The organism is bacterium (assembly GCA_035945995.1).
In the GTDB taxonomy this organism is placed as follows: domain Bacteria; phylum Sysuimicrobiota; class Sysuimicrobiia; order Sysuimicrobiales; family Segetimicrobiaceae; genus DASSJF01.
This window is the reverse complement of sequence record DASYZR010000057.1, coordinates 1-8,569: the sequence shown is the minus strand read 5'-3', so window position 1 is coordinate 8,569 and position 8,569 is coordinate 1. Positions and strand designations below refer to the sequence as shown.

General features: G+C 69.3%; 8 protein-coding genes. 7 read left to right on the top strand and 1 reads right to left on the bottom strand.

Going from position 1 to position 8,569, the window contains the following annotated elements:
- Together VGZ23_05510 and allB are read left to right on the top strand one after the other, a co-directional pair.
- Window positions 1-537 (top strand): SDR family oxidoreductase (locus VGZ23_05510; protein HEV2357052.1); only part of this gene is annotated, 537 nt, incomplete at its 5' end.
- 3 nt (window positions 538-540) lie between these two features.
- Entirely contained in the window at window positions 541-1,905 is a 1,365-nt protein-coding gene (allB, locus tag VGZ23_05505) for an allantoinase AllB (protein HEV2357051.1), read from the top strand.
- On the opposite strand, the gene VGZ23_05500 is transcribed toward allB, so the two are convergent.
- Complete coding sequence (locus tag VGZ23_05500; protein ID HEV2357050.1) at window positions 1,902-2,414, bottom strand: hypothetical protein; 513 nt, start codon at window positions 2,412-2,414, stop codon at window positions 1,902-1,904. The two genes, allB and VGZ23_05500, sit on opposite strands and share 4 nt — an antisense overlap.
- Window positions 2,415-2,630: 216 nt before the next feature.
- On the opposite strand from VGZ23_05500, the gene VGZ23_05495 reads away from it, so the two are divergent.
- The 5 genes from VGZ23_05495 (at window position 2,631) to VGZ23_05475 (ending at window position 8,534) form a co-directional block, all read left to right on the top strand.
- On the top strand, window positions 2,631-3,263 hold the full coding sequence (locus VGZ23_05495) for a DUF3105 domain-containing protein (protein ID HEV2357049.1): 633 nt from the start codon (window positions 2,631-2,633) through the stop codon (window positions 3,261-3,263).
- A 44-nt stretch (window positions 3,264-3,307) separates the two neighbouring features.
- On the top strand, window positions 3,308-4,723 hold the full coding sequence (locus VGZ23_05490) for an aldehyde dehydrogenase family protein (GenBank protein ID HEV2357048.1): 1,416 nt from the start codon (window positions 3,308-3,310) through the stop codon (window positions 4,721-4,723).
- A 30-nt stretch (window positions 4,724-4,753) separates the two neighbouring features.
- Window positions 4,754-5,722, top strand: coding sequence for a quinone oxidoreductase (locus VGZ23_05485; protein HEV2357047.1), 969 nt, complete (start codon window positions 4,754-4,756; stop codon window positions 5,720-5,722).
- 121 nt (window positions 5,723-5,843) lie between these two features.
- A complete protein-coding gene (locus tag VGZ23_05480) occupies window positions 5,844-7,544 on the top strand; it encodes a peptide ABC transporter substrate-binding protein (GenBank protein HEV2357046.1) in 1,701 nt (566 codons plus the stop codon).
- 15 nt (window positions 7,545-7,559) lie between these two features.
- The gene (locus VGZ23_05475; GenBank protein HEV2357045.1) at window positions 7,560-8,534 is read left to right on the top strand and encodes an ABC transporter permease; all 975 of its coding nucleotides are present in this window, start codon (window positions 7,560-7,562) and stop codon (window positions 8,532-8,534) included.
- Window positions 8,535-8,569: the final 35 nt, after the last annotated feature.

Below are 8,569 nucleotides of genomic sequence, written 5' to 3'. Positions count from 1 at the left end.
GGCGCGATGGCGGCCGCGGCGGTCCGGGAGTTCGGGACGGTCGACGTGCTCGTGTCGAACGCCGGGATTGGGTTTCCGGATCCGGTGCTCGAGATCACCGAGGAGCGGTGGGACCGCGTGCTCGACGTGAACCTCAAGGGCGCCCTGTTCTGCGCGCAGGCGCTGCTGCCGGCGATGCTGGCCCGGGGCGAGGGGGCGCTCGTCTTCGTGTCGTCCATCGCCGGACGGCGCTCGAGTCTCATCAACGGCGCGCAGTACACGTGCTCCAAGTACGGCCTGGTGGGGCTGACCCGCCACCTCGCTGCGGAGCTCGCCGGGCGCGGGGTGCGGGTCAACTGCGTCTGTCCCGGGCCCACGGAGACGGATCTCCTCGACCGGTTTACGGACGCCGCCGGGCGTCAGGCCATCGTCGAGCGCACCCCGCTGCGCCGCCTGGCCCTACCGGAGGACATCGCGGAGGTTATCGCGTTCGCCGCGTCGCCCCGCGCCCGCCACGTCCACGGTGCGATCCTGGACGTCAACGGCGGCCTGTTCTGACCGATGCCGGTCGACCTCGTCATCCAACACGGCACGATCGTCACCCCGGAGGAGAGCCGGCCTGGGCACGTGCTGATCGCGGACGGCCGGATCCTCGACGTGCTTTCCGGCGGCGACGTCCCCGCGGCCCGCGACACGATCGACGCCCGGGGGCTCCACGTGCTGCCCGGCCTCATCGATCCACACGTGCACTTCCGCACCCCGGGGCTGGAATACAAGGAGGATTTCGAGACCGGGTCGCGGGCGGCGGCGGCCGGCGGCATCACGACCGTCATCGACATGCCGAACGTGGTGCCGCCGACGTGGAGCGTCGAGGCGCTCGCGACCAAGCTCGCGTCCATCCGGGGGCGCGCCTACGTCGACTACGCGCTGTACGCGGTGATCGTCGAGGGCAATCTCGAGCAGCTCGGGCCGCTGGCCGACGCCGGCGTCTGCGGCTACAAGATCTTCCTGGGGGAGACGACCGGCGACATCCCGGCCCCCTCGGACGGCGAGATCCTCGACGCCTGGCGCATCCTCGCGGACCTCGGGCTGCGGTGCGGGGTGCACGCCGAGGACAACGCGATCGTGCTCTACCGCCGGGCGCAACTGCAGGCGCAGGGCCGCACGGACCCGCTCGCGCACGTGGAGTCGCGGCCGGCCGTGGCCGAGGCCGAGGCGGTGTCCCGCTCGATCCTCTTCGCCCGCGAAACGCGCAGCCGGCTCATGATCTTTCACACCAGCGCCGCGCCGAGCGTCGAGCTGATCCGGCGCGGCCGGGCGGATGGGGTCGACGTGATCGCCGAGACCTGTCCCCAATACCTGCTGCTCGAAGCCGAGGACATGGTCCGGCGGCGGCTCGGGACGATCCTCAAAGTCAACCCGCCCGTTCGCTCGGGCGAGCACCAGGCCGAGCTGTGGCGGGGGCTGCTCGACGGGACGATCGAGGTGCTCGGCACCGACCACGCCCCGCACACCGCGGAAGAGAAGATGGCCGGCGCTCCGATGGGCGACATCTGGAAGGCGGCGGCCGGGTGCCCCGGCGTGGAGACGTCGGTGCCGCTGATGCTGACGCAGGTGAACGCGGGGCGGTTGACGCTGAACCAGTACGTGAAGCTCGCGGCCGAAGGTCCCGCCCGCGCCTGGAACCTCTGGCCGCGTAAAGGCCGCCTCGGCCGCGGCGCCGACGCCGATCTAACGATCGTCGACCTGCGGGCGGAAGACCGCATCGACGCCGCCCGGCTCCACAGCAAGAGCCGGCCGACGCCCTTTGCGGGGATGCCGGTGACCGGGTTACCGGTCTACACGATCGTCCGCGGCCACGTCGTCATGCGGCGCGGGGAGCTCAGCGCGGCTCCCGCCGGCCGGTTCGTGCGTCCCCGGGATTAGTCGCCCGCCGTGAAGACGGAGTGGTACTGCCCCGGCGAAAAGACGTAGATCAACGACACGTGCTGGTCGAGCGGGCCGCCCGTGTCGACGACGAACGCGATGCCCAGCTTGTCGTAGATGAAGGTCGAACCGTCCTGGTGCTGCGCGATCGCGTCTTCCTTCCCGTACGCGCCGTGCAGGGCGTCCACGTCCGAGCCGACGCCCACCCCATGGTCGGTCCTGTAGGTGTCGTCGAGGGACACGACGAGCGCCACGATTTTCTTGGAGTCCTTTGCCGCGATGGCGCCGATCCGCTTGAGCGGCCAGTAGTAGCCCATCATGGTGCCGGCAGGCAGGTCGTCCGATGAATGGAGCGGTCCGAGGCTGGATACCATCGGGTCGATGACCTGGCCGAGCTGAAAGTCTCCCACCGCCTTACCCGGAACGAGGGCGGGTGCCTGCGCCGCGCCGGCCGTGGCCAACGCGGCAACCCCAATCAGCGCGAGCACGAGGCTCGAGAGGCGACGCATTTGAGTTCCTCCTTATGAAATGGGCGGGGCAAGTAGTGAGCGGTATTTACCCCGTTCGGACGGCTCGTATCGCGCCGGCCGCACACAAGACGAGGAACGCCTCCGGCGAGCGCGCCTATTCCATCCCGAGGGCCGGGGCCGCTGGGCGCGGTCAGGGCGGTATATTCCGGGCGCGCGTCATAGTAAGATTGGTGTAGCACGGTTCGCGCGAAGGGAGTGACGACACTGCCGCAGGCCCCCCCTCGTACGTCCCGCACCGAGCGCCGCGCGGCGGCGACCGCGGCGCGGCGCCCTGGTGCCCAGGCCCCCCGCCCGGGGCGTCCATGGGCCTGGTGGAGTGCCGGTGCGGTCGTGGTGCTCGCCGTCGCCGGCCTCACCTGGTGGGCGGCGTTCGGCCGCACGACACTGGCGGGTCCCGCGGGGCCGGTGTTGGGACAGCAGCTGCCGGACGAGGGGTTCGAGCACGTAGCCGTCGGCACGCAGATCCACTACAAGGCCGACCTGCCCGCCTCGGGCACGCACTATCCGTACCCGGCGCCGGCCGGCGTCTATCCCAACGGCCTGCCGACGGGGTTCTGGGTTCATAGCCTCGAGCACGGCTACGTCGTCGTCCTGTACCGGCCGCCCGCCTCACCGGCGCGCCTTGCGGAGTTCGACCGGATGATGAAGGACTTTCCGAAAAGCAAGTACGGCAACGTCAAGCTCGTGATCGCATCGTATCCCACCATGTCCCATCCGTACGCGGTCCTGTCGTGGGACTGGCGCCTCATGATGGACACGTTCGACCGGGCGACCGTGGTCCGCTTCTACCGGCAGCACGTGGATCACGGCCGGGAAGACCTCCCGTAGCGGCCGAGGCACTGCTGACTGACGCGATCTGAAGGAGGACACCCATGAAGATGTACGTCGGCACGGAGTGGATCGACAAGCGGCAGACGATCCCGGTGACGAACCCGTTCGACGGTTCGACGGTGGACACGGTCCCCAAAGGGGACGCCGATGACGTCGAGCGCGCGCTCGCGACCGCATTACGGGGCGCCAAGTCGATGCGGGCCCTGACCGGCTACCAGCGCTCGCAGATCCTCAAGAAGGCCGCCGAACTCCTGATCGCCCGCACCGAGGACTTCGCCCGCACCATCACGCTCGAAGAAGGGAAGATTCTCGCGGAATCGCGCGTGGAAGTGGCGCGGGCCGCGGAGATTCTGGTCCTGTCGGGGGAAGAGGCGAAGCGGCTCGGCAGCGAGGTGGTCCCGCTCGACGGCGCCCCGGGGGTGACGACGCAGATGGGTTTCACGCTGCGCGTCCCGTGCGGCGTCGTGGTCGGGATCAGCCCGTTCAACTTTCCCCTGCATCTGGTCACCCACAAGGTCGGGCCGGCGCTCGCGGGCGGCAACGCCGTCATCCTCAAGCCGGCGACCGACACGCCCCTGTCGGCGCTCAAGCTGACGGAGGTCCTCCTGCAGGCCGGCGTGCCGGCGGACGCGATCCAGTGCCTGACCGGCACCGGGCGCGAGGTCGGCGAGGCGCTGTGCGCCGATCCGCGGGTGCGCAAGATCACCTTCACCGGGAGCCGCGACGTCGGCGAACAGATCTGCAAAGTCGCCGGGCTGAAGAAGGTCACGATGGAGCTCGGCAGCAATTCCCCGACGATCATCATGCCGGACGCCGATCTCGACAAGGTCGCCGCGGCGGTGGCCTCGACGGGATTTGCCAACGCCGGTCAGGTCTGCATCAGCGCGCAGCGGATCATTCCGCTCAAGCCGATCTACGGCGACTTCCTCGACGCGCTCAAAGCCAAAGTCGCGGCGATCACCACGGGCAACCCGCTCGAGGAGAGCGTGAAGATGGGCCCGATGGTCCGCGAGTCGGACGCGCGGCGGGTGGAGTCGTGGATCCAGGAGGCCGTCGCCGGCGGCGCCCGGCTCGTGACCGGCGGGGAGCGCCGGGGCGCCATCTACGCCCCGACGGTCGTCGCCGACGTCAAACCGGACATGCGCATCTCCCGCAGCGAACTGTTCGGGCCGGCGGTCGGGGTCACGCCCGCGGACACGATCGACGACGCGATCGCGCTGGCCAACGACACGAACTACGGGCTGTCGGCCGGCGTCTTCACCCAGAACGTCAACTGGGCGATGCGGTTCGCGCGCGAGGTCGAGTCCGGCAACATCCACATCAACTGGGGTCCGCAGTGGCGCGTCGACCTCATGCCCTACGGCGGCCTCAAGGAGAGCGGTTTCGGCAAGGAAGGGCCGAAGTACGCGGTGCAGGAGATGACCGAGCTCAAGATGGTCGTCTTCCACCTGTCGTAGGTTGCGGCGGTCGCGGCGAGGGGCGGCGTCATGAAGGCCGTGCGCGTGCATGAGGCCGGGGGACCCGAGGTCCTCCGGTTCGAGGAACTGCCGACGCCGGAGCCCGGGCCGGCGGAGGTCCTCGTGAAGCTCGAGGCCGCGGGCGTCAACTTCGTCGATATCTACGAGCGCGAGGGCGTCTACAAGACGGCGCTCCCGTTCACCTGCGGCAGCGAGGGCGCGGGGCTGGTCGAGGCGGTGGGACGCGACGTCGCCGAACTGCGTCCGGGCGATCGCGTCGCCTACTCGAACGTCAGCGGCGCGTACGCCACGCATGCGGTGGTCCCGGCGGCGCGCATCGTGAAGCTTCCGCCCGGCGTGGATGCCAAGACGGCGGCCGCCGTGATGCTGCAGGGGATGACCGCGCATTATCTCACGCACACGACGTATCCGCTGGGCCCGGGCGACGTGATCCTCCTCCACGCCGCCGCGGGCGGGGTGGGGTTGCTGCTCACCCAGATCGCCAAGATGCGGGGCGCCCGGGTCATCGGGACCGTCTCGACGGAGGCCAAGGCGGCGCTCGCCCGCCAGGCCGGGGCCGACGAGATCATCCTGTATACGCAGCAGGACTTCGAAGCCGAGACGAAACGCCTCACCGGCGGCCGCGGGGTCCCGGTGGTCTACGATTCGGTCGGCACGACGACGTTCGAGAAGAGCATGAACTGCCTCGCCCCGCGCGGCTATCTCGTCACGTTCGGAAATTCGAGCGGGCCCAACCCGCCCGTCGACACCCGGGTCCTCCAGCAGAAAGGGTCGCTGTTCGTCACGCGGCCGACGATGCGCGACTACGTCGCGACGCGGGAGGACCTGCTCAAGCGCGCCGGCGACGTGCTCGGGTGGGTCGCCGCCGGCCGGCTCAAGGTTCGGATCGACCGGACGTTTCCCTTGGCCCAGGCGGCCGACGCCCAGCGCGCGCTGGCGAGCCGCGGGACGGCGGGGAAGGTGCTGCTCATCCTCTGACCGCGGCCGCGTGAAGGAAACCGGTTCGCGGCACCGAACGCGAGCCTCCGCGGCTTCGCGCTTCGCGAACGTCGGGCACGTCCGGTGCGTTCGGGCGGCCGCATCTCCGGGGGGTGAGATCGTGGTGCAGCGGAGGGGTGCCCGGGCCGGGGCGTGGCTGGCCGTCGTCGCGATCGTCGGTCTGGCCGGGCAGCCGGCGGTGTCGCAGCCGGCACGGCGGGGCGGGTCGATCACGATCGCGCTCTACCAAGAGCCCGAACTGCTCAATCCGCTGATCGCGTCGCAGACGGCGTCGGCCGAGGTCACGATCCTGACGGTCGAGGGCCTGCTCAGGGTCGGGCCCGACGGCCGGTACATCCCCCAACTGGCGACCGAAGTCCCGGACCAGAAGAACGGCGGCGTGTCGCCGGACGGCAAGACGATCACCTACCATCTGAAGCCCGGCCTTCTGTGGTCCGACGGGCAGCCGATGACCTGCGACGACGTGAAGTTTACGTGGCAGGCGCTCGTGACGCCGAAGAGCGGCGCCATCTACACGAGCGGCTACGACCAGATTCAAGGTGTGGACTGTCCAAACGCGCAGACCGTGGTCGTGCGGTACAAGCAGCTCTACGCGCCGTTTCTCTCGCGCTTCTTTGACATACTCCCCCGGCACGCGACCGGCGATCCCGTCAACATGACGAAGTGGGCGTACAACCGCAAGCCCGTCGGCACCGGACCATTCATGGTCACCGAGTGGGCCTCCGGCGATCACATCACGCTCGTCCGCAACCCGCACTACCGGGTCAAGGACCAGCCGTACCTCGACCGGGTGATCATCCGGATCGTGCCGAGCCGTGAAGTGGGCAAGCAGCTGATCAAGACCGGCGACGTGGACGTGGTCTGGGATCTGATCGAGTCGGACGTGCCGGAGCTCAAGGGTGCTGCGGGCGTGAAGATCAGCTCGGCGCCGGGCCCCGACGCCGAGCGGTTGGTGCTCAATTTCGCCGACCCGTCGCTCGACGGGCCGGCCGCCGACGCCGTCAGGCAGCATCCGCATCCGATCCTGGGCGACCCGCGGGTGCGCGAGGCCATCGAGCTCGGCATCAACAAACGGGAGATCACGAGCAAGCTGCTCTACGGCCTCGCGACCGTCGGGACGAACGAGCTGCACATCGGGTGGGCGGAGTGCGCCACGCCGATCAGCACGTACAATCCGTCCCGGGCGCGGGCGCTGCTCCAGGAGGCCGGCTGGGCCGCCGGTCCGGACGGCATCCGCGTCGCGAAGAGCGCGCAGTACGCCAAGGACGGCACGCGGCTGCGCCTGAAGCTGCAGACCACGACCGGGAACAAGCTCCGCGAAGAGGCCGAGCAGCTGATCATTCAATACATGCGGGCAATCGGCCTCGAATTCTACATCGAAAACGTTCCGTCGCCGGTGCTGTTCGGGTCGTGGGCGAGCGGCGCGTTCCGCAAGCACGGCCACTTCGACGTCGTGATGTATACGACGAACCCCGACGTGGACCCGCAGTCGCAGGTCGAGGGCTATTTCGCGTCGTGGAAGATGCCGACGGCCCAGAACGGCGGCGACGGCTTCAACTACGCGCGCTACGCCAGTCCCGAGGTCGACGCGGACGTGAAGAAGGCGGCGTCCTCGGCGGATCTCGGGGTGCGGCGCGGTGTCTACTGCGACGCGATGCACCACATCGTCGCGGACCGGCCCCACATCTATCTGTACAGCCGGAGCACGATCAGCGCGTACCGCGACCGGCTCCAGGGCTGGATCACGAACGTCTGGGAGCGCCTCGGCTGGAACGCGCAGACCTGGTCGGTGGCCCGGTAGGGGCCATCCCGCCCGATGATCCGGTATCTGGCCCGGCGCCTGCTTCAGGCGATCCCGCTGCTGCTCCTGGTGAGCGCGGCGGTGTTCTTCTTGATCAACATCGTGCCGGGCGGCCCGACCGCCGCGTATGAGAACAACCCGCGCCTCTCGTCCGAGGACATCGCGCGGATCGAGACGGAGCTCGGACTCAACCAGCCGATCTACGTGCGCTACCTTCACTGGCTGGGCGCCGTGCTCCACGCCGACTGGGGGTACTCGCTCGTCACCAAACGGCCCGTGCTGGTCGAGATCGGCGAACGGTTTCCCAACACGCTGGACCTGATCGGCATTCAATACGTGGTGACCCTGGCGATCGCGGTCCCGGCCGGCACGCTGTCGGCGGTGCGGCAGTATTCGGTGTTCGATCACGCGACGACCACGGTGGCCTTCATGGGCCAGTCCATTCCGATTTTCTGGTTCGGCCTGATCCTGATCATCGTCTTTCACGTTACGCTGCGGAACCCGTTGACGGGGCTCCCGCTGCTGCCGGCCGGCGGCATGTACACGATCGGCGAGCCGTTTTCGGCGGCCGACCGGATCCGGCATCTCATCCTGCCCGTCGCGATGCTGACGCTGGCCAACTGCGCGGCCATCGTCCGCTACGTGCGCGCCGGCATGATCGAGGTGCTGCACGCGGACTACATCCGGACGGCGCGCTCGAAGGGCGTGGGCGGCCGCCGCGTGATCTGGTCGCACGCGATGAAGAACGCCGCCCTGCCGGTGGTGACGGTCATCGCGCTCGACCTCCCGGTGCTGTTCGGCGGCGCGCTGTTCACCGAGACGATCTTCAGCTGGCCGGGGATGGGCCGGTTGTTCTACGATTCCGCGCTGCGCTTCGACTACGCGCTTCTGATGAGCATCGTGATGATCACCGCGGCGCTGATCGTGCTGTCGAACCTGGCCGCGGACGTCGGCTACGCGCTGCTCGATCCGCGCATCCGGTATGGGTAGGCCGTCGCCGGCGGCCGCGCTCCGCGCGGCCGCCG

Bases quoted from the DNA above. Each gene is read 5' to 3' on its own strand.
- allB (HEV2357051.1), top strand. From the start codon at position 541: ATGCCGGTCGACCTCGTCATCCAACACGGCACGATCGTCACCCCGGAG.
- VGZ23_05500 (HEV2357050.1), bottom strand. From the start codon at position 2,414: ATGCGTCGCCTCTCGAGCCTCGTGCTCGCGCTGATTGGGGTTGCCGCG.
- VGZ23_05490 (HEV2357048.1), top strand. From the start codon at position 3,308: ATGAAGATGTACGTCGGCACGGAGTGGATCGACAAGCGGCAGACGATC.
- VGZ23_05485 (HEV2357047.1), top strand. From the start codon at position 4,754: ATGAAGGCCGTGCGCGTGCATGAGGCCGGGGGACCCGAGGTCCTCCGG.
- VGZ23_05475 (HEV2357045.1), top strand. From the start codon at position 7,560: ATGATCCGGTATCTGGCCCGGCGCCTGCTTCAGGCGATCCCGCTGCTG.